General features: G+C 60.0%; 24 protein-coding genes and 2 tRNA genes. 5 read left to right on the top strand and 21 right to left on the bottom strand.

From position 1 onward, the window contains the following. Positions 1-83: 83 nt before the first annotated feature. Complete coding sequence (locus tag HHL22_RS18080) at positions 84-293, bottom strand: hypothetical protein (RefSeq protein WP_169532802.1); 210 nt, start codon at positions 291-293, stop codon at positions 84-86. Positions 294-401: 108 nt separating this feature from the next. Between HHL22_RS18080 and HHL22_RS18075 the strand changes: the two genes are divergently transcribed. Next, the gene (locus HHL22_RS18075) at positions 402-1,580 is read left to right on the top strand and encodes a hypothetical protein (protein ID WP_169532801.1); all 1,179 of its coding nucleotides are present in this window, start codon (positions 402-404) and stop codon (positions 1,578-1,580) included. Positions 1,581-1,715: 135 nt separating this feature from the next. Here HHL22_RS18075 and coaE read toward each other — a convergent pair whose 3' ends face one another. From coaE to nusB, 7 genes are all read right to left on the bottom strand, one after another. Next, positions 1,716-2,312 carry a dephospho-CoA kinase gene (gene coaE / locus HHL22_RS18070; RefSeq protein WP_169532800.1) on the bottom strand — a complete coding sequence of 199 codons (597 nt, stop codon included), beginning with the start codon at positions 2,310-2,312 and terminating at the stop codon, positions 1,716-1,718. A gap of 41 nt (positions 2,313-2,353) precedes the next feature. Further along, on the bottom strand, positions 2,354-2,824 hold the full coding sequence (locus HHL22_RS18065; protein WP_169532799.1) for a hypothetical protein: 471 nt from the start codon (positions 2,822-2,824) through the stop codon (positions 2,354-2,356). 3 nt (positions 2,825-2,827) lie between these two features. Beyond that, complete coding sequence (gene yajC / locus HHL22_RS18060) at positions 2,828-3,160, bottom strand: preprotein translocase subunit YajC (protein ID WP_169532798.1); 333 nt, start codon at positions 3,158-3,160, stop codon at positions 2,828-2,830. 116 nt (positions 3,161-3,276) lie between these two features. After that, positions 3,277-3,789, bottom strand: coding sequence for a DUF1573 domain-containing protein (locus tag HHL22_RS18055; protein WP_169532797.1), 513 nt, complete (start codon positions 3,787-3,789; stop codon positions 3,277-3,279). A 257-nt stretch (positions 3,790-4,046) separates the two neighbouring features. Beyond that, entirely contained in the window at positions 4,047-5,048 is a 1,002-nt protein-coding gene (locus HHL22_RS18050) for an isocitrate/isopropylmalate dehydrogenase family protein (protein ID WP_169532796.1), read from the bottom strand. Between the two features lie 147 nt (positions 5,049-5,195). Next, positions 5,196-5,507, bottom strand: coding sequence for a YtxH domain-containing protein (locus HHL22_RS18045; RefSeq protein WP_169532795.1), 312 nt, complete (start codon positions 5,505-5,507; stop codon positions 5,196-5,198). A gap of 197 nt (positions 5,508-5,704) precedes the next feature. Beyond that, the gene (nusB, locus tag HHL22_RS18040; protein WP_169532794.1) at positions 5,705-6,907 is read right to left on the bottom strand and encodes a transcription antitermination factor NusB; all 1,203 of its coding nucleotides are present in this window, start codon (positions 6,905-6,907) and stop codon (positions 5,705-5,707) included. A gap of 233 nt (positions 6,908-7,140) precedes the next feature. Here nusB and HHL22_RS18035 point away from each other — a divergent pair, with 233 nt between their 5' ends. Beyond that, entirely contained in the window at positions 7,141-8,931 is a 1,791-nt protein-coding gene (locus tag HHL22_RS18035) for an ABC transporter ATP-binding protein (RefSeq protein WP_169532793.1), read from the top strand. Positions 8,932-9,022: 91 nt separating this feature from the next. On the opposite strand, the gene HHL22_RS18030 is transcribed toward HHL22_RS18035, so the two are convergent. Next, positions 9,023-9,511, bottom strand: coding sequence for a T9SS type A sorting domain-containing protein (locus HHL22_RS18030; RefSeq protein WP_169532792.1), 489 nt, complete (start codon positions 9,509-9,511; stop codon positions 9,023-9,025). A gap of 182 nt (positions 9,512-9,693) precedes the next feature. Between HHL22_RS18030 and HHL22_RS18025 the strand changes: the two genes are divergently transcribed. The 3 genes from HHL22_RS18025 (at position 9,694) to HHL22_RS18015 (ending at position 10,819) form a co-directional block, all read left to right on the top strand. Further along, a tRNA-Pro gene (locus HHL22_RS18025) sits at positions 9,694-9,770 on the top strand. A 119-nt stretch (positions 9,771-9,889) separates the two neighbouring features. After that, positions 9,890-9,966 (top strand) — tRNA-Pro (locus HHL22_RS18020). Positions 9,967-10,111: 145 nt separating this feature from the next. Continuing rightward, positions 10,112-10,819, top strand: coding sequence for a hypothetical protein (locus tag HHL22_RS18015; protein WP_169532791.1), 708 nt, complete (start codon positions 10,112-10,114; stop codon positions 10,817-10,819). Positions 10,820-10,822: 3 nt separating this feature from the next. Here the strand turns inward: HHL22_RS18015 and HHL22_RS18010 are convergent, their stop codons facing one another. The 12 genes from HHL22_RS18010 to atpB all read right to left on the bottom strand — a co-directional run bounded on the left by HHL22_RS18010 (position 10,823) and on the right by atpB (position 23,288). Then, on the bottom strand, positions 10,823-11,350 hold the full coding sequence (locus HHL22_RS18010; protein WP_169532790.1) for a hypothetical protein: 528 nt from the start codon (positions 11,348-11,350) through the stop codon (positions 10,823-10,825). Between the two features lie 65 nt (positions 11,351-11,415). Beyond that, a complete protein-coding gene (locus HHL22_RS18005) occupies positions 11,416-13,221 on the bottom strand; it encodes an ABC transporter ATP-binding protein (RefSeq protein ID WP_169532789.1) in 1,806 nt (601 codons plus the stop codon). A 318-nt stretch (positions 13,222-13,539) separates the two neighbouring features. Next, positions 13,540-14,334, bottom strand: coding sequence for a tRNA pseudouridine(38-40) synthase TruA (gene truA, locus HHL22_RS18000; protein WP_169532788.1), 795 nt, complete (start codon positions 14,332-14,334; stop codon positions 13,540-13,542). Positions 14,335-14,553: 219 nt separating this feature from the next. Further along, positions 14,554-14,745, bottom strand: coding sequence for a hypothetical protein (locus HHL22_RS17995; RefSeq protein WP_169532787.1), 192 nt, complete (start codon positions 14,743-14,745; stop codon positions 14,554-14,556). 57 nt (positions 14,746-14,802) lie between these two features. Beyond that, positions 14,803-15,441 carry a LuxR C-terminal-related transcriptional regulator gene (locus HHL22_RS17990; protein ID WP_241738217.1) on the bottom strand — a complete coding sequence of 213 codons (639 nt, stop codon included), beginning with the start codon at positions 15,439-15,441 and terminating at the stop codon, positions 14,803-14,805. A gap of 252 nt (positions 15,442-15,693) precedes the next feature. Then, positions 15,694-17,664, bottom strand: a complete 1,971-nt coding sequence (locus tag HHL22_RS17985) for a tetratricopeptide repeat-containing sensor histidine kinase (RefSeq protein ID WP_169532785.1) — start codon at positions 17,662-17,664, stop codon at positions 15,694-15,696. A gap of 166 nt (positions 17,665-17,830) precedes the next feature. Beyond that, the gene (atpG, locus tag HHL22_RS17980) at positions 17,831-18,733 is read right to left on the bottom strand and encodes an ATP synthase F1 subunit gamma (protein ID WP_169532784.1); all 903 of its coding nucleotides are present in this window, start codon (positions 18,731-18,733) and stop codon (positions 17,831-17,833) included. Between the two features lie 151 nt (positions 18,734-18,884). Further along, the gene (gene atpA, locus HHL22_RS17975) at positions 18,885-20,468 is read right to left on the bottom strand and encodes a F0F1 ATP synthase subunit alpha (RefSeq protein ID WP_169532783.1); all 1,584 of its coding nucleotides are present in this window, start codon (positions 20,466-20,468) and stop codon (positions 18,885-18,887) included. Between the two features lie 9 nt (positions 20,469-20,477). Beyond that, the gene (gene atpH / locus HHL22_RS17970) at positions 20,478-21,041 is read right to left on the bottom strand and encodes an ATP synthase F1 subunit delta (protein ID WP_169532782.1); all 564 of its coding nucleotides are present in this window, start codon (positions 21,039-21,041) and stop codon (positions 20,478-20,480) included. 90 nt (positions 21,042-21,131) lie between these two features. Further along, positions 21,132-21,626 (bottom strand): F0F1 ATP synthase subunit B, encoded by a 495-nt coding sequence (locus tag HHL22_RS17965; protein ID WP_169532781.1) that lies wholly within the window; start codon positions 21,624-21,626, stop codon positions 21,132-21,134. 219 nt (positions 21,627-21,845) lie between these two features. Beyond that, positions 21,846-22,106 carry an ATP synthase F0 subunit C gene (gene atpE / locus HHL22_RS17960; protein ID WP_068338359.1) on the bottom strand — a complete coding sequence of 87 codons (261 nt, stop codon included), beginning with the start codon at positions 22,104-22,106 and terminating at the stop codon, positions 21,846-21,848. An 81-nt stretch (positions 22,107-22,187) separates the two neighbouring features. Then, positions 22,188-23,288, bottom strand: coding sequence for a F0F1 ATP synthase subunit A (gene atpB / locus HHL22_RS17955; protein ID WP_169532780.1), 1,101 nt, complete (start codon positions 23,286-23,288; stop codon positions 22,188-22,190). Positions 23,289-23,321 lie beyond the last annotated feature (33 nt).

Below are 23,321 nucleotides of genomic sequence, written 5' to 3'. Positions count from 1 at the left end.
ACAAGCAGCGCCGGGCGGTTGTTTGGCGAGCTGCCCGAGAAATAAATACCCCTAAGTCTATCAGGCTGAATACGGTGCGAACCCTACCTGGCAGCCTGTGGCGACGGTACCGGCTTGGCCACGCTGGTGGGGTGCTGGTCGCGGTAAATCAAATATTGGTGGCGCCAGATAACCCAGCTCAGGCCAATGGCGGCCGTGACGATGAGCAGGATGTAGACGATGCGGTCCTGGCGCTCAATAAAGGCATTGAGGCGGGCGAGCCGACGGTGCTGGGCGGGAGGCGCGGGTTGCATGGGTGGCGGCTGGCTAAGGTGCGCCGCTAAAACGAGTTTGGCGGGGCGAATGTTTTGGAGGCTGCGCCCTAGGCCCACCGGCAGCTTCAACCGGCTATTTTTGCTTCGATGACTATCCAGGAAGTAACCACCCGGCGGCACGAGCGGCAGTTCGCTGCCCTGCCGCACCGCCTGCACCGCCACGAGCCCGCCTACATCGGGGCGCTTGACAATGAGGTAGATGATGTATTCAACCCCAAAAAGAACAAGCTGTTCGCCAACGGTGGTAAGGCCCGGCGCTGGCTGCTGCTCGACGGCCAGCAGCAGGTTATTGGCCGCGTGGCCGCCTTTATCAACCCTAGCACCGTGCGCATCGACCCGACGCTGGCGGTAGGGGGCCTAGGGTTCTTTGAGTGCCTCAACGACCAGGCGGCGGCCAACCTGCTGCTCGATGCGGCCTGCGACTGGCTGCGGGCGCAGGGCGTGGAGGCCGTAGACGGGCCCATCAACTTCGGCGACCGCGACAAATTTTGGGGCGTGCTGATTGACGGCTTCGATAAGGAGCCCAATTACGGGATGTTCTGGCACCCAGCCTACTACCAGCAACTGCTCGAGAACTACGGGTTTCAGCTGTACTTCAAGCAGTTCACCAGCTCGCGCGCTACGCACCGCGACGACCAGCCCCTGCACCCCCGCTTCTGGAAGCTGCTGGATGAGGCGCTGGCGGCGGGCTACGAGTTTCGGCACGCCGACGCTAGCCAACCTGAGAAGCTGGCCCAGGACTTTCTGCACGTCTACAACTTGGCCTGGGGCAAGCACGCCGGCGTGCAGGAGATGACCCTTGAGCAGGCCCGCAAAATCGTGCGCGAGCTGAAGCCGGTGCTCGACGATAAAATCGTATTCTTCGTGTATTACCAAGGCGAGCCGGTGGCTTTTTACGTGAACCTGCCCGAGCTAAACCAGATTTTCAAGCACGTCGGCCACCGCCTCGACCTGCTGGGCAAAGTGCGTTTTCTGTACGAGCGCTGGCGCTACACGCGCCGCCGGGATAAGAAGATGCTCGGCATCATCTACGGCGTGGTGCCGGAGCACCAAAACAAAGGCCTCGACATGGCCCTCATCGCCTCGACGCAGGACCCCGTGCCGGCCGCGGGTTACCGCACTACCGAAATGAACTGGATTGGTGACTTCAACCCGCGTATGATGGTAACCATCCGCGCCATCGGGGCCAAGGTCATCAAAACGCACGCCACCTACCGCAAGCTGTTCATCGACAGGCCTTTCGAGCGCTATCCGATTATTCGGTAAATGGGCAAGTGAGTAAAAAGAACGTCATGCTGAGCGCAGCCGAAGTATCTCTACCGCGCCGCCAGGAGTACCCTAGGGGCATTGTTCAGAAGAGATGCTTCGGCTGCGCTCAGCATGACCGCCTACTTTACTCATTTACTCCCTCGCCCATTGCTGATGCAGCGCCAGCACCTGAGGTATCACCAGCTGCGAGTCGTCGTTGTATACCACGTAGTCGGCGCGGGCTAGGCGCTCGGTTTCGGGTAGCTGCTGGGCAATGATGCGCGCTACGTCGGCGGCGGTGCGGTGCGCGTCGCGCGCCAGCACGCGGGCAGTGCGCACCTCGGGCGGGGCAAATACGGTAATCACCTTATCCAGCCCTTGGTAGGCGCCCGACTCAAATAGCAGCGCGGCTTCCTTGAGGGCATACGCGTGGCCGGCTGCCGCCTGCTGCGCCGACCAGGCGGCAAAATCCTCGCCCACCCTAGGGTGCACTAGCGCATTGAGCTGGGCTAGGCGCGCGGGGTCGGCAAAGGCCACGCGGGCCAGGTAGGGGCGGTTGAGCTGGCCGTCGGCGCCGTAGGTATCGGCACCGAAGGCGGCCAGCAGCTGCGCGCGTAGCACCAAGTCGTGGGCCATCACCCACTTGGCGCGGGAGTCGGAGTCGTACACCGGTACGCCCAGCGCCGCAAACAGCCGCGCCACCACGCTCTTACCCGAGCCAATTCCGCCGGTGATACCAATGCGCCGCATACAGTGAAATGGTGAGATGGCGGAATTAACTACGTATTAAGTTAAGGCTGCGCGGGCTGCCCGCCCGGCAGCAGGTAGTAGGTGGCCGAGTCGGGCGGCAGGCTTATCAGGCGCACGGTACCCAGGGCCCGGCGCAGGGGCGGGCGCATGGCCGAGCGGTTGAGGGGCGGCGTGCCTGGCAGGCGCAGGCGCACGTCGGCGGGCGCCAGGTGCAGGCCCAGCGAGCGCGTGAGCAGGCGCCAGCCGGTGCCGCGCACCTCCACGGGCACGGCGGCGGGCAGCGGGCGCGCCGGGTGGTAGCGGCGGGCATCGTAGCGCCAGCTAATGGGGTAGTCGAGCGGTGCGGTGTAGCTGCGCCCTAGGGCCCGCAGCATCCAGAGCGTGCCGGCAATGACGAAGCAAATGAGCACGGCCCGGTAAAAGCTCGACTCGCGCGCGGCCAGGGGGCGTAGCAGCCGGCGCAGCACCAGCCTGGCCGGGGCCGGGCGCGGCGCGGGCGCAGGGGTGGGCATAACCTAGGCGGGACTGGCGGTAGTGGTGGCCTCGGTGGCCGGGCTGCCAGCCAGGCGCGCAATGGCGTTGCGGTCGAAGCGCAGGCGCTGGCCGCGCTCTACCTCCAGCAGTACCGTTTCGGGGCCTACCTCCACCAGCGTGCCGTGCAGGCCGCCAATGGTTACCACCCGCGAGCCTTTCACCAGCGACTCGCGAAAGGACTTAGCTTCGGCCGTTTTGCGCTGCTGCGGCCGAATCATGAAGAAGTATAGCACAGCCCCAATCAGAATGGGAAACAGCAGCGACGTGAAGCCACCGCCCGGCGCAGCTTGCAATAAAAGAGTCAGGAAAGTCATGGGGAAGTGAATAGAGCCGTAAAAGTACGCGGCGGGCGCGGGCGGCTGCCCACTGGCCCTAGGCCCCACTTGGGCGGCCAGGCCCTAGGGCCGGCCGCGGCCCAGCCGCACCCTAACTACTGGCTATCAGTCAGTACGTTGCCTTTAATATAAATGGTGGTAATGGCCGGCTGCGTATTGGCCCGCACGCTCACCTGCTTGTTGATGAGGCCTTGCTTGCCGCGGCTGTCGAACTGCACCTGCATTTCGCCCTTGGCGCCGGGCGCAATGGCTTCTTTGGTCCAGCTAGGGGTGGTGCAGCCGCACGAGGCGGTGGCGTCGGCAATGAGCAGGGGCGTTTTGCCGGTGTTGGTGAAAGCGAAGGTGTGGCGCACCACCGAGTCGGGCCTAATGTCGCCGAAGTCGTACTGCGTTTCGGCGAAGGTGAGCACCGGGGCGTTGGGGTTGGCCGCCTCGGTGTCGCTGGCCACGTTGGGGTTGTCGATAGTGGGGTTGGCCTTGGCGTCGGCAGCGGCCTCGTCGGCGGCGGCGTTCATGCCTTGGGTGCCAGCCTCGGGGGTTTTATCGCGGTTACAGCCGGTCAGCAGCAGCGCGGCGGCCAGCCCGCAGGTAGTCAGAAGTCGGGTCATTTTTTTGCGCCAGCAATTGCTGGCTGCTAGCTGTTAGCTTGTTTCAGTAGGTGCAAAAATACGCACTAGCTCAAGTCCTGGGGCACCGCCGCAAGAGTGAGAGAGCATAAAGCAAAACAGACGGTCATGCTCATCTGGCGTCCGCTTGCCGAAGCATCTCTACCGCATCGTTGAATGGCGTGGTAGAGATGCTTCGGCAAGCGGACGCCAGATGAGCATGACCGTCTGTTTTAGAAAAAGCTAACAGCCAAGAAAACTCACAGCTTATCGATGATAAACTGCGTGAACTGCGCCGTAGAGGCAGGGCCGCCCAAGTCGCCGGTGCACTGGCCTTGGTGCGTGAGCGTGGCGCTGAGGGCCTTTTCGATGCGGGCGGCGCTCTCGGTTTCGCCCAGGTACTCCAGCATCATCAGGCCCGAGCGCAGCAGGGCGGTGGGGTTGGCCTTGCCCTGGCCGGCAATGTCGGGGGCCGAGCCGTGTACCGCCTCAAAAATGGCCATGTTGTCGCCGATGTTGGCGCCGGCTACCACCCCTAGGCCACCCACCAGCCCGGCGCACAGGTCGGAGAGGATGTCGCCAAAGAGGTTGGTGGTTACAATCACGTCGAACTGCTGGGGCTTGCTCACCAGCTGCATGCACATGTTGTCGATGATGCGCTCGTCGTAAAACGTCACCTCCGGGTACTCGGCCGCGGCGTCTTTGCAGGCCTCAATCATGAGGCGGCCCGCGTTTTTCATGATGTTGCCCTTGTGGGCCAGCGTCACGTGCTTGCGGCCGTGCTCAGTGGCGTACTTAAAGGCGGCGCGGGCAATTTTGTGGCAGCCCTCCACCGTCAGGCGGCTCAGGGTGTCGGCAATGCCTAGGCGCTCGTCAAATATCTCTAAGCCAGCGTACAAGCCCTCGGTGTTTTCCCGAAACAGCACCAGGTCAATACCTTTAAAGGGCGTGTTAATGCCTTCAGTGCTTTGAGCGGGGCGCACGTTCTGGTAGAGGTCGTACTTCTGGCGCAGCGTGATGTTGATGCTCTTGAAGCCCTTGCCTACGGGCGTCGTAATGGGCCCTTTCAACCCTACGCGGGTGCGCTCCAGCGAGTCGTAGAGGCCCTGCGGAATGAGCTCGCCCTGGCTTTCGAGCGTCGTGATGCCAGCATTGTGCTCTTCCCACTGAATGGGGGCCTGGGCAGCGGCAAAAATATCCACTACGGCGCGGGTGATTTCGGGGCCGATGCCGTCGCCGGGCGTAAGGGTTACGAGGTGCATATAGTCGAGAAAAAAGGAGTGGTGAAGCAAGCGGCCTAGGGCCGGGGCACCCAAAAAACGAATGACTGAACGAGCGACGGAAAGATAAGGTAGTTAAGCTCTTACCTGCCCGTCGCTCATTCAGCCATTCGCCCGTTCGCTCATTACCTACTTGCTGGTTTTGCGCGAGTTAATTTGGTTGATGAGTTGGTCTACGTCGTCGAGCAGCTGCTCGGCTTTGCTTTTAGCGTCCTGGATGACGCGCTGGCCTTCGCTCTTGGCCGACGAGGGCGAGTTGTCGCGGCTCGTCACCAGGCTCTCGGTCAGCTCGGCCAGCACCGAGCGGTAGCGCTCGAGCTGGTAGCTGAGCCAGGAGCGGGTTTCGCGGCCCGTTTCGGGCGCGTACAGCAGGCCGATGGTGGCTCCGGCCAGGGCGCCGCCCGTGAAGCAGAGCAGGCCGGTAGTGGTTTTGCTAGCCATGGTAGGTAATAAGGTTAGCGGCTTACGCCCGGTGGCCGGCGGCGGTGAGGCCCCTAGCCCCCTGGCACCAGCCAGATGGTAAAGGAGGGTGGGAAAGAAAGAATTGAAGGCAACTTACTGCTTAACGCGCTGAGGCGGGCAATAGATACTCCCGCCGGCTATTTAGCAGTAAGTACTACGCCGTAAGCGCCGCTACGCTACTGGTTATCAAGCAAGCCGCGGCCCGATTTGCGAATATCACCACTGGCGGCCAGGTCCTGCGCCAGCTTGTCTAGAATACCGTTTACGAACTGCTTGCTCTTGGGCGTGCTGTAGAGCTTGCTGATTTCGATGTACTCGTTGATGGTCACCTTCACCGGAATGCCGCGGAAGAGCTGCATCTCGCACAGCGCCATCTTCAAGATAATCTTGTCGAGCAGGGCTACGCGCTCCACGTCCCAGTTCTGCACCGACTCGGCAATGAGCTTTTCGGATTTGGCGTCGTCCTCCAGCGTTTGCTTGTACAGGGTTTCGGCAAAGTCGCGGTCGTCCTGCCAGTTGGCGCTCAGGTTCATCAGCTCCTGGGTGGGCTCGGCCGGGTAGGGCAGCATCTTCAGGGTTTTGAGCACCAGGTTGCGCACGATGGGGCGGTTTTCCTCCCAGTTCAGGTCATTAGCCTCCAGCCAGCGCGGCAGGGCCTCCCCCTTGAAAACGAACTCCTTGTAAAGGTGGCGCAGCAGCTCCATATCGGTTTCGTAGTCGGTTTCGACCAGGCCGGTGGGCTTGCCGCTCAGGTAGGTCTGTACCGTGGGGTCGGGCTTTATTTCTTTCTGCCAGGCTTCGCGCAGGGCTTCCAGCTCTTCGCTATCCGTCCACTGCAGCTTGTGCTTGATGGTAGTTTGGAGCAGCTGCTCGTTTTCGCGCACCTTCTCAAAGGCCGCGTTCGCAAACAGCCGGGCCGAGTCGGCCGCCTCGAAGCGGCGGCCGGTGAAGCGGCGGGCCTCGCGCTCATTGTCTTCGGTGATGACTTCGAGCAGGGCCTGCGGCATATTCAGCAGGTGCAGGTATTGGTCGTGAATGCTTTCGGCGCCGTGCAGCAGCTGCCCGCCGTAGAAAGCGCCTTCCTTCTGCACCAGGCGCTGGTAGTAGGCAATGGCCGCTTGCACGGCGCTGGCCACGGCCTGGTCGTCGGCGCCGGCTTCGGGCAGTTCGCCGGTGCGGTGCCACTCGCGCAGCTGGGCCTCGCCCAGCTTGCGCTGGCCTTCGAGCAAGCGGCGGTCGGGGGCTTTATCGGCGGTCAGGTCGGGCTCGAACGCGGCCGCGATGCGGTCCTGCGCCAGCAGTAAATCGGCCGCTATCGCCTGCTGGTAGGCGTAGAGCGCCTGCATGACCTTGATACGGAGTAAGCGGCGGTTAAGCATGGGGGTAGTACGGGGTGCGGGCCAGCCGGGAGGCCGGGCGCATAGTAATATAATAGGAGGAAAGCAGGGCCTAGGGTCAAAACTGGTTGCCCGGCCGGGAAACTGCGGGGCGTAACTTTGTTTAGAGTGCCGAGGCGAACGCCTCCCGCCCATCGGCCGCCAGTGCGGCTACAAAAGTACCCGCTTTTTTTCGGTTAAGGTGCGGTTTTCCGGCCCTAGCCCCTGCCCTGCCCATGCCCGCTCGCGCCCTCGCCGCCGTCAACCCGCATATTTTTCGCTACAAATGGCACTTCCTCGGCGGCGTGCTCTTTGTTATTTTGAGTACGCTGCTGGCTATTTGGCCGGCCCAGCTCGTGCGCTACGCCTTCGACCTGGTGAACGAGGGCATCGACCTCTACCACCTGTTTGCCGGCACGCCCGCGCAGGCGGCAGTGTACCACGTGTTTGGGCGCAACGTGCTGTTCTACGGCATGTTAATCATCGCCCTAGCCCTGCTGCGGGGTATTTTTCTGTTCTTCATGCGCCAAACGCTCATCGTGATGTCGCGCCTGATTGAGAACGACCAGAAAAACGAGATTTACCGCCACTACCAGTCGCTGCCGCTGGCTTTTTACCGCCGCCACAGCACCGGCGACCTCATGTCGCGCATTTCGGAAGACGTGAGCCGGGTGCGCATGTACCTGGGGCCGGCCATCATGTACTTTCTGCAGCTGGTGCTGCTGTTCGTGCTCATCGTGCCGCTCATGCTGCTCGTCAACGTCAAGCTGACGCTGCTCACGGTGCTGCCGCTGCCCATTCTGTCGGTCAGCATCTTCTACATCAACAACCTGATTCAGCGCAAGTCGGACGAGATTCAGCGGGCGCTGGCGGCCATGACCACCTTCACCCAGGAGGCGTTTTCGGGCATTCGGGTGCTCAAGTCGTTTGTGCGGCAGCAAGACTCGCTGGCGCAGTTCACGGTGGCTAGCAACGACTACAAAGATAAGTCGCTGAGCCTCAATTTTGTGAATTCGCTATTTTTTCCGCTCATCATGTTTCTGGTGGGCATCAGCACCGTGGTTACGGTCTGGATTGGCGGGCAGGAGGTTATTCGGGGCACCATCACCACGGGCACCATCGCCGAGTTCCTCATCTACGTCAACCTGCTTACTTGGCCCGTTACGGCCCTAGGGTGGACCTCTAGCCTGGTGCAGCGGGCCGAGGCCTCGCAGGCGCGCATCAATGAGTTTCTGGACGAGAAAACGGACATCGTGTCGCGCCGCGAGGTGGCGAAGGAGCTGGAGGGCGATATTGTGTTCGACCACGTGTCGTTCACCTACCCCGACACCGGCATCCGAGCCCTGCGCGACGTGAGCTTCCACCTGCGCAAGGGCCGCACGCTCGCCATCATCGGCAATACTGGCTCGGGCAAGAGCACCGTGGCCGCCCTGCTTTGCCGCCTCTACGACACCACCAGCGGCGACGTGCGCATTGACGGCACCGACGTGCGCGACTACTCCCTGGCCAGCCTGCGCGAGCAAATTGGCTACGTGCCGCAAGATGTGTTCTTGTTTTCGGACAGCATTCGCAACAACATCAACTTCGGCCTCGACCAGCCCGACGAAGCCCGCATGGCGCAGGCCGCCCGCGATGCCGACGTGTACGAAAACATTATCCGCTTCCCCGAGGGCTTCGACACCAAGGTGGGCGAGCGCGGCATCACTCTCTCGGGCGGCCAGAAGCAGCGCGTGAGCATGGCCCGCGCTCTGGTGAAGGAACCCAAGATTCTGATTCTGGACGACTCGCTCTCGGCCGTCGATACCAAGACCGAAAATGCCATCCTAGGGGCCTTGCAGCGCGTGATGAAGGGCCGCACCAGCTTGCTTATTTCGCACCGCGTATCGAGCGTGAAGCTGGCCGACGAGATTCTGGTGCTCGACGACGGCCAGATTGTGCAGCACGGTACCCACGCCGCCCTCATGGCCGAAACCGGCGGCCTCTACCGCGCCCTCTACGAGCGGCAGCTGCAAACCGAAGAAGCCTAATTTTTAGTGACTAACTACTAATGACGAGTGACTAATGTCGTTCTTTTTTAAGAGAAAACGGCATTAGTCACTCGTCATTAGTAGTTAGTCACTAATTAATCTGTACCAGGCGGGTGCCCTTTTTGTCGCCGGCGGTGCAGCGCACCACGTAGGGGCCGGCCGGCAGGGTGGCCACATTAAGCGTAACGGGCGTGGTACCGACCAAGGTGTTTTTGGTCAGGATGGGGCGGCCTTCCTTGTCGTTTATTTCGATGCGCGTGGGGCCGGGGGCATCGCAGCGCACCGTGAGCAGGTGCGAGATAGGATTTACCTCCGTTTTGATTTTCAGCGCGTTAGGGTCGGCTGGGGGCGTAACGGGGGCTAGCGGAATGGGCACGGGCGCGGCGGCTGGGTCGATAGCGCTAGCCACCGCTGCTGTGGCAGGGGCGGCCGCGGTGGCCTTGGCGGGGGCGGCCGCCGGGGTGGCTTTCGCGGCGGCGGCTTTCACGGGTGGCTTCGCTGCCACCTTCGGCTTGGTTTGGGCCAACAGGCTGGCGGGGGCCAGGAGCACTACGCTTGCTAAAAAAAATAATTGCTTCATAAGAATAGAAGTAACGCCAAGTTTTCGGAGTAAATATACACCCTGTGAAGGGTGACCGGCCACCGTATAGCCCTGCTTATTTGGGAGTGGAGGAGAACCAGGCATTGCTTTTTGCAGAAAAAAAGAGCTAGGGCTTGCGCTATTTCCAACTTTCTGGCTACCTTTGCGCTCCCAATCTCCCTCGGGGTGTAGCGTAGCCTGGTATCGCGCCAGCATGGGGTGCTGGAGGTCGTAGGTTCGAATCCTGCCACTCCGACCAAGGGACAAGTTGCCCCACGAAAAAGCCCCCGACCTTCGGGCCGGGGGCTTTTTTTAAGGCCAACTTTTACCAGATTGGATTTCCCGACGCGGAGCCGACCCCATCGGCTCCGCGTTTTTCGGGGTGTAGCGCAGCCCGGTAGCGCGCGTCGTTCGGGACGACGAGGTCGTAGGTTCGAATCCTGCCACCCCGACCAAGCAATTAAAAGGCCGCCTCTATTTAACGATAGAGGCGGCCTTTTTTGTGGGATTTCACGGGAATTTTACCTAATAAGCCGCTGATTGGCAGTATCTTTTACCAGTCAGTGGCTTGTTCGGCACGGCGCACCCTTCCCTCTCCCGATGAAACACCTACTTACCCTTTTGGCGGTGGCCGCGGCCGGCCCGGCGCTGGCCCAAACTGCGCCGGTTGCTACCGACTCGCTGCCCCGGCGCACCGCGCACCACGGCCGGCACTGCCCTTGCTGCTGCCACTGCCTGCACCACAAGCGGCTCCTCACCGAGCAAACCAACCGCTTGGCCCTGCTGGCGAGCCTAGGGGCTACTACCGACCGGGAGGGCCGTGCCTACGCGGGATTTGGCGTAGAAATAGGGCGGGCCGTGGCGCCACGCCTGACGGTGGGTGGCCGCGGCTGGCTGAGCGCCGCCCGCAGCAGCGCTACCAATTATGGCTACGACGCGACCCGCCCGGCGCTCAGCATCCAGACCCTTACTGGCAACGTGCGCTACCAGCTGCTCAATACCCAGCGCTGGCGCCTGGAGGCCGTGGGCAGCCTAGGGGCGGGGGCAGTGCAGCTCTACGACCGCGACCAAACGGTAGTAAGCTATGGCCAATATGGGCGCAGCGAACACGCAGCCACCGTGTTCTTGAGCGTACACCCGCTACTGGAGGGCGGTGCGGGCCTTACTTACAAAGTGGGCCGCGAGTTCTGGCTATCGTCGCGGCTGGGCTACCAGTATTTGCCGGGCACCAGCGGGCTGGGCGCAGCGGGTGAGTTTTCGGGCTGGCAGGCTAGCCTGAGCGCCACTGTTCCCTGGGGCTGGCACTAGCCCCTACTTTGCTCCTAGCCACAACTCGCTGCTATCGCCCGGGCCAAACTGCTCGAGGTAGGGCGGCTGCTTGGTCAGCTTCAAATCTTTGAGGCCCTGCTCGGCAGCGCTGTAGAGCTTGCCGGGAGCCAGCAAGAAGCTAGTTCCTACCATGCGGGCGTGCATGGTGCGGCGGCCGGCCGGCACCACGCGGTAGCGCCAGCCAGCCGGCAAGCGCCCTAGGGTGTCGGCCACGCGCAAGCCCACAAACGCCCGAATACTGTCGTGGGCCGCCTCGGGGTCGTTGTAGTAGAGGTTGGCCAGGGCCTGGGCGGCGGGTAGCGAGCGGGCATCCTGGGTGGTTTTGGCCGCGCGAAACAGCTCGCCGAAGCTCGCCTCGCTGGCTTTGCCCGCGAAGGGCTGGCCGGCCAGCAGCACCGGAGCCACGGTGGTTTCGAGGGCCACCGTGGGGCTGTGCAGCCCCCCTAGGTAGGCATAGATACTCAACCCAAGGGCAGTGAAAAGCAATACGAGGGGAAAGAGAAAACGCATTAGCAAACGTGATGAACAGGCAATAAAGAGTAAAAACTATTGGCCGGCTTGCGGGCACTGTCGTACTACTCTTTTCTGACTGTTAGCTCTTCATTGCCAGCATACTGCATCCGGTATAGCTGCGCGTAGTAGCCTCCCTGGCGCAGCAGTTCCTCGTGGGTGCCGGTTTCCTTGATTTCGCCGCGGTCCAGCACAATGATGCGGTCGGCTTTTTGAATGGTGCTGAGGCGGTGGGCAATAACCAGCGCCGTGCGGCCTTCCATGAGCTTGTCAATGGCGGTTTGGATGAGTTCCTCCGTTTCGCTGTCAACCGACGAGGTGGCCTCGTCGAGCACAATGACGCGCGGCTCGTAGACCAGCGCCCGCACGAAGCTAATGAGCTGGCGCTGCCCCACCGAGAGCGTGGCGCCGCGCTCCATCACGTGGTAGTCGAGGCCGCCGGGCAGGCGCTCGATGAAGCGCCGGGCGCCCACCAGCGTGGCCGCCTCCCAAATCTGCTCGTCGGCAATGGCCGGGTTGCCTAGGGTGATATTGTCGCGGATAGAGCCCGCGAAAAGGAATACATCTTGCAGCACCACGCCAATCTGGCGGCGCAGTTGGCTTAGGTCGTAATCGCGCAGGTCCTGGCCATCGACGCGGATGTGACCCTGCTGGATGTCGTAGAAGCGCGAGAGCAGGTTGATAATGCTGGTTTTGCCCGCGCCGGTAGCCCCCACGAAAGCCACCGTCTGGCCCGGCTTCACGTGGAAGCTAATGTCGCGCAGCACCCATTCGGGCACCTGCTCGGCTTCGGCGTCTTTGTAGGCAAACCACACGTGGTCGAACTGCACGTCGCCCTGCAGCTGGGGCACGGGGGCAGTGCCGGAGGTAGCCACCAGGTCGTGGCTGTCGAGCAGCTTCAGCAGGCGCTCGGTGCTCACCAGGCCCAGCTGCAGGGTGTTGAAGCGGTCGGCAATCTGGCGAATAGGCCGGAAGAAAAGGGCATTATACATGATAAAGGCAATGAGCGCCCCCTTCGAGATGCTGCCCTCAATCTGGCCCTGGGCGGCGTACCACACCAGCAGGCCCACGCCAATGGCCCCTAGCACCTCGGCCACTGGGAAATAGATGCTGTAATAGAGTACCGACTTGATGTTGGCCTTGGTGTGCTCCTGGTTTATCGCCTCAAACTTGCGGTATTCTCGCTCCTGATTGTTGAAAATTTGCACTACATTCATGCCCGTTAGGTGCTCCTGCACAAAGCTGTTGAGCTTGGCTACGGCGTTGCGCACCTCCTGGAAGCTCACTTTCACCTTTTCCTTGAACACGTAGGTGCTGAACAGCATGAACGGGATGACCGAGAGGCTCACCAGCGCCAGCTGCCAGTTGGTCCAGAACATGAACGCCATCAAGAATACGATTTGCAGGATATCGCCCACCATCGCCGCCAGCCCTTCACTGAACACGTCGGAGAGCGTTTCTACGTCGGAAATATTACGCGTCACGAGCACGCCGATGGGCGTGCGGTCGAAGAAGCTGAGCTTGAGGCTGAGCAGGTGCCGGTAGAGGTCGGTGCGAATGTCGCGCACGATGTACTGGCCCAGCCAGCCGCCGTAGTAGGTTTGGAGGTAGCTCACCAGGGTGTTGACCAGCAGCAGCACCAGCAGCCACACCGTGGAGCGGTTCAGCCCCACCCAGTCGTTGTTGCTGATGTCCACATCTACCATGCGCTGAATGAGGGCCGGGCGCACGGTGCCTAGCACCGCGGCGGCTACCGTGAGAAAAATCAGGCCGATAAACGCGCCGCGGTAGGGCCGGGCGTAGGCCAGCAGGCGGCGCAGCACCAGCCAGTCGAATACCTGGCCGGTTTTGGTAGCAGAGGTTGGGTTCATAGTCGTTGGGGTACTAACAAAGGTCGGGCGCGGAAAGTCTTTCGCGCCGGCATAAGGCCTAGGGCCTAGGGACGGGCCAGAGCCTATCTCTCCGCGCCGCTATACCCCTTGCTACCCATTTGCTTTTATCAGGGGCTGCTTTTGGCGGCCTGCCTAGGCCTCGCCCAAACTATCAACCCCGATACCGCCAAAGCCATTAGAAACTGATTGATGCCCTGTATCGCGACGAACCGCTGACTAATACCGCGTAGCAGGCACCTTGCTTTTAGGCTATTTTATACTGGCCAATCTACTTGCGATAGAACTTAACAAGCTTTTTTATGCTGGATGGGCTGGGTCAACGAAACCCAATTCATTCGGCACGATGCCAGCGGCGTACTCTACCCGGCTCAGATACAGCCCTTTGGCCGGCGCTGCGCCACTGGCCGCAATCCGCTGCTGGCGGTACAATACCTGCTGAAACTCGGCGGGTGTAAGCTTGCCGCGGCCCACGTCGAGCAGGGTACCCACCACCAGCCGCACCATGCCCCGCACAAAGCGGTTGGCACGAATGCGAAACACGAGGCCATCCGGCTGGCGCGGGTCGTCGTGCCAGCCCGCCTCGTAGAGGTAGCAGACATAGTGGTTTTCGCCGCCCTTTACCTTCGAGAAAGCCGTGAAGTCGTACTGCCCCACTAGGTAGCTGGCCGCTTCGTTCATGGCGGCCACGTCGGGCGCGCGGTCCAGGTACAGCGCCTGGTCGCGCCGAAAGGGGTCGGGTCGCAAACTCACGAAATACTCGTAGGTGCGCGCCTCGGCCGAAAAGCGCGCGTGGTCATGCGAGCCTACCTCGTGCACGCGCAGCACCTGCACATCGGGGGGCAGGGCGCGGTTGAGGCGGTAGCGCAGCAGCTCCAGCGTCAGCCCTAGGGGTAGCTCGGCCTCGAAGTGCGCTACCTGGTGGCTGGCGTGCACGCCAGTATCGGTGCGCCCGCTGCCCACGGTGTGCACGGGCTGGCGCAGCACCTGCCCTAGGGCCTTGTCGAGCACGGCCTGCACGGTAGGCACGCCGGGCTGCACCTGCCAGCCGCAGTAAGCCGTGCCATCGTAGGCGAAGTGAATGAAGTAACGCATTGCCGCGCAAAAATACCGCTGCCAAGGTTGGCCCGCGCCGCCCACGTAAAAGCCCCCGCCGCGGGTGCAGCGAGGGCCTCAACAACTGGTTAGCAGCAAAGCAAAGTTTGATTCAGAGCAAAATATCGTAGAAATCTCTTTTTTTATTTTTTATTAACCTGGTTGTAAGTCAGTACTTCTTTTTTGTATTTGGAGTAGTATAAGGAACTGAGGCGGTGCCTAGCGGCGGCTGTAGAAGCTGGCAAAGGCCTGCTCGCGAGTTAGCTCGCCCAACACGTAGCGCCGCAGCTGCTCGTAGATAGTGGCCGTCAGCTGGCGCCCACACAGCGTTTGCACCAGCACTGCATTATCCACTTCGCGTTGGCGCACGGCGCACTGGCCAGTCAATAAGGGGGGCAAAGAATCAGTCATTGGTCATTGGCTCGGTTACTTGGTGAAAGGAAAAGGAGAAATAATAGGGGTGGTAGCTTAACCTGCTTCGCGCGACCGGGCCCAACTGCGGCTGATAATTTCAGCCTTGGAGTTGACGTGTAGCTTGCGATAAATCTGGCGGATGTGCGTGCGTACCGTATCAATGCTGACGCTGAGCCGGTCGGCTATCAACTTATAGCTGAGGCCATCTTCAATACCGCGCACAATTTCTTTTTCGCGCGGGGTGAGCGTGGTGTCGGTGGGCTGGCGGGCTGGCCACAGGTGCCGGATAACGTGGCGGGCTACACTCGGGCTCATGGGCGAGCCCCCAGCGGCCACCTGCCGCAGCAGCTCGGCCAGCATAGGCAGGGGCGTCATCTTATCGAGGTAGCCCACCGCGCCAGCCCGCAGGGCTTCAAATACTCGTTCGGCATCGGTATGGATGCTGAGCATCACCACGGCAGCATCGGGCAAGCGCTGCTGCCACAGAGCCAGCCCTTCAATACCTGATAGTACCGGCAAGCCAATATCGGATAGCACCAACGTGGGCTTGGCAACCAACCCGTCTAGTTGCTCCGCAAACTCGCTCACCGAGCCTACGCTCAGCACACAGTCGATGTCCGGCTGCTCGCCGAGATAGCTACAAAGCGCCTCCCGGATAGCTTGCTGGTCTTCGATAATGCCGAGAGTAATCATCACTGCACAAAGGTCGAATTAAATACCTTATGCCGGTATCACATGAAAATGTGATATTCGTCCTAAACCCCAGCAGTAAGCCGTTGGCATCCACTTAAAAAGTACTATTTTATCAAGCCATATTTATTATGGCCAAATAACTACCGCGCTGCATCCTCATAAATATTACTACTACCGCTTACTTTTCCACTAGCTTATAATTAAGCCCTTATAGCCCGCAAACGTTTCCGAAAAAGCTGGTTGAGCTACCTGCTAAGCCGCACGCTTACTAAGCGGCAGGCGCGCGGTAAGCTGTACACCCGGCATAACAACGTCAGCGGCGGTAACTACGCTTACAGAGCCGCCTACGGCCGCCGCGCGCATGCGCATATTGCGCAGACCCTGGCCACCGACGCGGGGCACTGCCGCGATACCTCGGCCATCATCGCATACCTCCAACTCCAGCAGGGGGCCTAGCAGACGCAGGCGCACCCGTATTTGCTGGGCTTGCGCGTGCTTCACCACGTTGTGCAGCGCTTCCTTGTAGATGTAATAAAGCGCCTGGCGCACGGGCAGTGGAATAGTAGTGTCGGCCAGCACGGGGTCGGCGGCAAATAGTATTTCCAAGCCGGCAGGAGTTAGCACCTCGTAGGCGTGGTCGCGCAGGCGGTCAAGCAGGCTAGCGGCTGAGTCGTACCGGGCATCAATACTCCATACTGCATCGCTGAGCTGGCGGGCGGCCAGGCGGCTGGCGTCCACCATCTGGTCGAGATAGATTTGCTGCTGGGTAGGGGTATAGTTACCCTCGCGCAAGAGCGTACTTTGCATCGAAATCTGCGTCAGCACGCTACCCACTTCGTCGTGCAAATCGGCGGCAATGCGGGTGCGCAGCGCCAACAGCCGTTGGTTTTCGCGGCGGCGGTAGTACCAGAGGCTCCAGGCTGCCAGTGCCAGTGCCAGCGCCGCTAAGGCAGTCGCCACTAGCAGCTGCTGGTGGCGGCGCAGGTTACGTAGCTCCTGCTGCTGCGCCCGTAGGCGCTCTTGCTGCCCCAGCAAGCGCAAGCGGGCCTGCTGGCGGCTGCGGGCTACCGCCTCTTGCAGGCCCGCCACCCGGCGGCGGGTAGCCTGCCCAGTCAGGCTATCGGCATAGGCGCCAGCCAGCACCTGGTAGCGGTAGGCAGCTTGCCACTGACCTAGCTGCGAGGTCGCCTGCGCCAAAATCAGCGCCGCGTCGCGGGCATCAGATTTTACTCCGCTGTGCTGCACCGTAGCTAGGCTTTGCACTGCATAGTAGCGCGCGCTATCTGGCTGACCAACCGCCAGGCAGGCTCTAGCTATCAGCAGCTGGGCGCGGGCCACCATCCCAGGCAGCGAGGCGGCCCGGGCTTGCCGCATCAGGTGCTGCGCTGCCCGCCGGGCGGCGGCATGATTTCCCTGGCGGCCTACCATATCATTCACGCTCAGCTCAATAGATAGCAAGCCGGTGTCGTTAAACACGTGGCGGTAGCTGGCCGCTGCTTCCGTATAGTAGTATCCGGCCAGGCTCCAGCGCCCCTGCTGGCGATTGAGGTCACCGAGGCCGCTATACGCATGGCCCATACCAACGTAGTCCTTCAGGCGCTGGGCCAGCAGCATTGCTTGCTCAAACTGCTTGCTCGCGGTAGAATACTCGCCCAACGCGCAGCCAATCAAGCCCAGCTCAATGAGTTGAAATAACTCGGCCTTAGGGTTATGAATAGCCCGCGCTAACGCCAGCCCGTCCATATTGTAAGCCAGCGCCTTACTATAGTTGCCCTGCTCCGAATAGACGCGGGCGATATTATACAGGCCGCGCGTCAGGTCGTACTGCCGGTGCAGCTGCTTGGCCGTGCGCATAGCCGCGTGGGTATAGTAAAGGGCGGAGTCATACTTGTTGCAGCCCCGGTAGTAATAACCAAGGTTCAAGTTCGCATTAATCATTCCCACTTGGTAGCCTAGGGTCTGCGCCAGGTTAAAAGCCTGCTTGGCAAGCCGCCGGGTTAGTAGCGAGCGGTTGATGCGCAACGCAAAAGCAGCGGCGTTTAGCCGGTTTACCTTGGCTGTGTCGGGAAGCGAGTTAGTGAGCGCCAAGCGCAGCAAGCTATCGGGCACCGCGTTTATTTCGGTGGTCGCCGGCTGCCCAGGCTGGGCCTTTCCTACGCCACAAGGCCCTAGCAGTAGTAATAAGAGCACGCCATATCCTTTCCAGCGCAGCGGCAGTTTCATTCCGCAAATTACTGCACCAAACTCCTTGAACAGCAGCAGTCCCCGGCCTTTAACTAAGCTGATTTGCTGGCCTTGCCTCTGGCAAAAGCAGACCTCATTACCTAAAAAGCCCCGCCGTATTGCTACCGCGGGGCTTTTTCAATTAGGCTGCTGCCTAGCTTCTAGGCTAGCGGCTGGCCGCCAGCGCCTCAGCGCCGCCCACAATCTCGAGAATCTCGGTTGTAATGGCCGCCTGACGCGTCCGGTTATAGGTCAGCTTCAGCGATTTTAGTAGCTCGCCAGCGTTGTCGGTGGCTTTATCCATGGCCGTCATGCGGGCGCCGTGCTCCGAAGCGTTGCTTTCCAAGACGGCTTTATAAAGCTGCGTCTTAATGCTGAGCGGAATCAGCGAGCGGATAATCTCTTCTTTGCTAGGCTCAAAGATGTAGTCGATGCTATTGGCAGCCTCGTTGGCGCTGGGCGTGCCGGCCGGCACGGGCGTAGGCACCAGCGGCAGCAGCTGCTCGGCTTGCACTATCTGGGTAGCTACGTTCTTAAACTCGTTATATACCATCACTATCTCATCGTAGCTGCCTTCGGTGAAGCCGCGCATGGCTTCTTCGGCTGCCACGCGCACCGTATCGAACGAAAGTTGCGAAAAGACGTGCGTGTAGTCTCCCACGAGCTTTAGGTCGCGGCGCGAGAAATAATCGTTCGCCTTCTTGCCAATGGCCATTATCGAAATATTGGTGCGCGGCAAGTTGGCATAGCGCTGCCCAATAAGGGCAGTCACCCCTTTAAACACGTTCGAATTGAACGCCCCGGCTAGGCCCCGGTCCGACGTGATGGCAATAATCAGCACCCGCCGCACCTCACGCGCTACCCCATACTCGCTCACGACCTCATCGGTGGTGGTGCGGGTCAAGTTAGCTAGAATGCTGGTAAGGCGCTGGGCGTAGGGCCGCAACCGGGTTACCCCATCCTGCGCGCGCCGCAGCTTAGCCGCCGACACCATCTTCATGGCTTTGGTAATCTGCTGGGTGCTCGATACCGACTGAATGCGGGAGCGAACTTCTTTGAGCGATGCCATTCTTTTGAGCTGTTAGCGGTGGCTTTGATGCAGTTAGTAGCTGCTGGCCGATAGCTTTTCTATATAACTCTGTATAACACAAACTGCTGGCCGTTAGCTCTGCTTTCTCTCCGTAGAAAAAGCCAGTAGCTAACGGCCAGCAGCTAGAAGCTTATTTTGAAGCGTACCCAGCGGCTACGTCCTTCGCCGTCTGGCGAATGGCATTGGTCACCGAGTCGTCCAGCTTGCCTGCTTTCAGGGCGGCTAGGGCATCGGCGTTGCGGGCGTGCATCACCTGGCGGAACTCCGTTTCGAACTCGCGCACCCGGTTTACAGGCACGGTGTCGAGCAGGCCGTTGGTAGCCGCATAAATGATGGCTACCTGGTCTTCCACTTTCACCGGCGAAAACTGGGGCTGCTTCAGAATCTCCAGGTTGCGGCGGCCTCGCTCAATGGTGAGCTTGGTCGAAGCGTCGAGGTCGGAGCCAAACTTGGCAAATGCCTCTAGCTCGCGGAACTGTGCCTGGTCGAGCTTCAGCGTACCAGACACTTTCTTCATCGACTTAATCTGAGCGTTGCCACCCACGCGGCTCACCGAGATACCCACGTTGATAGCGGGACGCACGCCAGAGTTAAAGAGGTTGGTTTCGAGGAATATCTGCCCGTCAGTAATCGAGATTACGTTGGTTGGGATATAAGCCGATACGTCGCCAGCCTGCGTTTCAATAATGGGTAGCGCCGTTAGCGAGCCACCGCCTTTCACCAGCGGCTTCAGGCTTTCGGGCAGGTCGTTCATGTTGCGCGCAATTTCGTCCGAAGCGTTGATTTTGGCGGCGCGCTCCAGCAGGCGGCTGTGCAGGTAAAATACGTCGCCAGGGTAAGCCTCGCGGCCCGGCGGGCGGCGCAGCAGCAGCGACACCTCACGGTAGGCCACGGCCTGCTTCGACAAGTCGTCGTACACTACGAGGGCCGGGCGGCCTGTATCGCGGAAGTACTCGCCGATAGCGGCGCCCGTGAACGGCGCGTAGAACTGCATCGGCGCGGGGTCCGAAGCCGAGGCCGATACCACCACGGTGTAGTCCATGGCCCCACCCTTGGTAAGCGAGTTTACTACCTGCGCTACGGTCGAGGCTTTCTGACCGATAGCTACGTAGATGCAGAATACGGGCTCGCCGCGCTCAAAGAACTCGCGCTGGTTGAGGATGGCGTCGATGGCCACCGTTGACTTGCCGGTTTGGCGGTCGCCGATAATTAGCTCGCGCTGGCCGCGGCCAATCGGAATCATGGCGTCGATGGCCTTGATGCCGGTTTGCAGCGGCTCGGTAACGGGCTGGCGGAAAATTACGCCGGGCGCCTTCCGCTCCAGAGGCATCTCATAGGTCTGGCCCTGGATGGGACCGCGACCGTCGATGGGTTGCCCTAGGGTGTTTACTACGCGCCCCACAATGCCCTCACCAACTTGGATAGCGGCGATTTTATTGGTGCGGCGCACCGTAGCGCCTTCCCGAATCTCGGAATAATCGCCGAGCAGTACGGCACCTACGTTGTCTTCTTCCAAGTTGAGCACCAGCCCTTGCAGGCCGTTCTCAAACTCAATCAACTCGCCCGACTGCGCGTGCGAAAGGCCGTAGATGCGGGCCACGCCGTCGCCGACTTGGAGCACCGTGCCGACTTCTTCCAGCTCGGCGGCCGTTTTAAAGTTGGACAGCTGCTGCCGCAGGATGGCGGATACTTCGTCCGGGCGTACTTCTGCCATTGGGATAATCTAATTAAGGCTGGGAATGTAAGTCTTATCAGTGAGCGAGGTGCGCAAACGGCGCAGTCCTCCTTTCACCGATTCATCAATCTGCCGGTCGCCGATGCGCAGCACGAAGCCACCAATCAGCGAGGCGTCCACCTTCTCGGTGAGCGAAACATCCTGCTGGCCACTTTGCTCCTTCACCATTTTCTCTACGGCGGCGCGGGCAGCGGGCGTGAGCGGGGCTGCCGAGGTTACCTCGGCTACTTGCACGCTCATCAGTTTGTTGTACTGCGTCAGAAACTCGTCGCCAATGTGCTCCAGCGTAGCCTCGCGGTTTTTGCTGGTCACAATCTGGAAGAAGCGCAGCAGTGTTTCCGATACTTTGCCTTGAAACACCGCATTTAAGATGCTGAGTTTCTTGTCGTGTTTCACAATGGGATTGCGCAGCAGCAGCCGCAGGTCGCGGCTTTCCGACATAGTCTTGGCCAGCAAGTCCATATCCTGCTTCACGGTTGCCAGCGTGCCTTGCTCCTGGGCCAGGTCGAGCAGCGACTTGGCATAGCGGGCGGCTACTTGTTGGTCGGCCATTTTTTGGTTAGCTGATAGCTAGTAGCTGTTAGCTATCAGCTTTATTGCCGGCCTAGGGTGGCTGGCAGCTAACAGCTAATAGCTAGCAACTCAGTTTAATTTTACGTCTTTCAGGTATTCGTCAACTAGCTTCTGCTGGGCACTAGGGTCCGTCAGCTCGCGGCGCAGCAGGCGCTCGGCAATGTCCACGCTCAACTGAGCAGCAGTATTGCGCACTTCAGCTAAAGCCTGGTTTTTCTCCTGCTGAATTGACTCGCGGGCCTGTTGGGTCACGCGGGCGGCTTCTTCGGAAGCGGTGGTTTTGGCTTGCTCCACAATTTGCGCAGCCATGGCTTGGCCCTCCTTCAGCATCTGGTCACGCTCGCGGCGGGCTTCGGCCAGCAGCTTTTCGTTGTCGGCCTTTAGGCTTTGCATTTCCGCCTTGGCACGGTCGGCCTGGCGGAGGGCGTCCTCAATACCCTGCTCGCGCTCGCGCAGCGAACCGAGAATAGGCTTCCAGGCAAACTTAGCCAGCAAGGCAAGTAGGATGAGGAAGATGAGGGTTTGCCAGAAAATCAGCCCTAATTCGGGGGTAATGAGTTCCATAAGAATGGCAAAAATCAGGGGTAAATAAGCGAGCCGGTAGCTGGGACAATAGAGCAGCTCAACACTAAGCAGCAGTAGTAAAGTTGCTTGCTGCGCTAGCTAGGCAGCTTCTCTTAAGCTACCTACCAGCTACCTAAGCAAACTGAAGGAAAGCCCGGCCGGCTAGCTTTCCTACCGCCCGAGGGGCAGGAAGCCAGCCGGCCGGGCCTCTCAACGCGCTTACTTCAAGTTCAGAGCGATAAGCAAGCAGACTACGACCGCAAACAAAGCTGCACCTTCAATTAGCGCGGCTACGATAAGCATGGCAGTCTGAATTTTACCTGAGGCTTCTGGCTGACGGCCAATGGCTTCCATAGCGCTACCGCCGATGCGGCCAATACCTAGGCCGGCGCCGATGATAGCCAGACCGGCACCGATACCGGCACCCATTACAGCCAAACCAACCGAATTAACAACTTGCAGCAACAACGAGAGAAGCATGGTAAAAAAAGAAATGAGAAAAGAAAAACTTGAGAATTGAGGAAATGAGGCTTACCACCATCTGGCGGTCCAGCCAAGGAATTAGTGCGCAGCTGCTACGCCAGGACGCTCAAAATGCCCGAAGTTAGAACCACCCTGGCGCTGTTCCGCGAAGCCATAGTCATCATGCTCGTGGCCAGCGTGATGCTCATCATCGTGGTGCTCTTCTACTGCGCCCCCGATGTACATGGCGGTTAGTAGAGTGAAGATGTATGCTTGCAGCAAGGCTACCAGCAACTCCAGCACGCTGATAAACAAGCCGAACGGCACCGACAGGAAACCAGTCCAAGCCGAACGGAAAATGAAAATCAAGCTAATGAAGCTCAGGATAATGATGTGGCCCGCCGTGATGTTAGCAAACAGACGCACCATGAGCGAGAAGGGCTTTACGATAACCCCTACTAGTTCCACTGGAATCATAATGATGCGCAAAGGCAGCGGCACCCCAGGCGTCCAGAATATGTGCGTCCAGTAATTCTTATTGCTGCTAAACAGCGTGATAAGCAGCGTGATAACTGCTAGCGTAGCCGTAACGGCCACGTTGCCGGTGAGATTGGCTGCACCAGGCGTGAGCCCCAACAGGTTATTAAACCAAATAAAGAAGAAGACAGTGAGCAGATACGGCATGTACCGCTCGTATTTGGGCCCAATGCTCTTAATAGCTACCTCATCGCGAATAAAGATTACGAAAGGCTCTAGAAAGGACTGTAAGCCGCTGGGTGCCTGGCCCCGACGGCGGCCATAGGACTTGGCTACCGATGCAAACGCGATGACCAATACCAGGCTGCTCATGGCTAAGGCAGCCACGTTTTTGGTGATAGAAAAATCGTAGACCTTGCTACCATCTAGCGTCACGAGTTTTTCACCATTGAGCTTGAAATTGCCGTAGGTTTCGCCTTCCGCAACGTGTTTGCTCGAAAATACAGAAAGTCCCTTGCCTGGCTGGTAGGCGATGATGGGCAAATAGGTAACGAAATTGCCGTTGTCAGTGCTGAACCAGTGCCACTCGTGCGAGTCGGCTACGTGGTGCAAAATCACTTCGCCCGGATTGAACGCTTCCCCTTTCTTGCCCCCTTCAGTGGGCTCGGCCGCGAAACCGGCGAACGTGAACAGGCAAAGAAAAAGAGTGAGTAACCGCTTCATTCAAATTAGCTTAAATTGCAAGCTCGACGATAA

This window comes from Hymenobacter polaris (assembly GCF_012927305.1).
GTDB classification, from domain to species: domain Bacteria; phylum Bacteroidota; class Bacteroidia; order Cytophagales; family Hymenobacteraceae; genus Hymenobacter; species Hymenobacter polaris.
This window is presented reverse-complemented; position numbering and strand designations above follow the sequence as displayed.